Origin of the sequence: Bartonella sp. LB28NMGDW, from assembly GCF_042194435.1 — a bacterium.
Taxonomy (GTDB): domain Bacteria; phylum Pseudomonadota; class Alphaproteobacteria; order Rhizobiales; family Rhizobiaceae; genus Bartonella; species Bartonella grahamii.
Genome location: NZ_JBHIMX010000107.1, coordinates 1 through 978 on the forward strand (window position 1 = coordinate 1; position 978 = coordinate 978).

Here is a 978-nt window from a genome sequence, read left to right on the forward strand (position 1 = left end):
AACACTTTCAGCGACAATCGCACCTTGACTGCTCTGGAGATCAACATCCCCTTGGGTGCCAAGAACAACAACACCAGTAGCACCCGTTGCCGCCATATCAACCCCACCGGCTAAAAGCTGCGCCTGTATATCACCACCGGCATGCGCCTTGAGCTTCCCTTGCGCTAAAACAATCCCCTCAAGCTTCAAGTCTCCGCCCGATTCAAGAGCCATATCAGCACCTGACCCTAGCCCTGAAACTTGAAGTGTCTGGCGCGAAGAAAGCTCCATATTGCCTCCCGATGTTGCTTTACCGGCAATCGATAAAAGCCCATCCTGCGCCTCTATCTTCAAATGACCCTCAGCGCCAACCGTTTCTAACGTCACATCCTTATGGGCGGCAATATCAATATGCTTTTTCGAGGTGATGTGCTTTGCCAATACGCTCTGGCTTTTCGATTTGAGAACAACACCCCCATGACCAAAAACATTCTTCAGGGAGATTTTCCCGTCAGCAGAAAGATGCAACTGCCCCGCATTGGCTGCCATATCATGGCGCATGCGAACCCCTACACCTTTTTCTGTTGCCACAAGTTTAATCTGATCCGCCTGTAGAGCCCCCAAAGCAGAGCCATCTATCGCATATTCCGGTTTACCAGTAATATCGGTCAGTTCTTTCATTTCCCGTGAAGCATAATCAAAGTGACCCGTCCCTGCTGTCACTCCAATTTCCTTGCCCGCAACAGCTCCTTCAAAATGCACTGTGCGTGAGACAATATCGACAATATCAACCGCCCCTTGACCAGAGAAAAAATTGGCTCCCTTGGCGCCAAAGGTAATATCCCCACCTCGCACCTCAAAGCCTTTCAAAAAACCGCTCGCATCAATTTCGGGAACACCTGTGGTTAAGGTCGCATGGGGCGTATTGATAAAGCCACAACCATCACAGCTTATCCCATTGGGATTGGCTATAATCACATCGGCTGGGCTCCCAAAAAC

1 pseudogene is annotated in these 978 nt (G+C 50.0%); it reads right to left on the reverse strand.

Annotated elements, in window-relative coordinates:
• Nucleotides 1–978 (reverse strand): annotated as a pseudogene (locus ACFIKG_RS09455) (filamentous hemagglutinin); the annotation flags it as partial.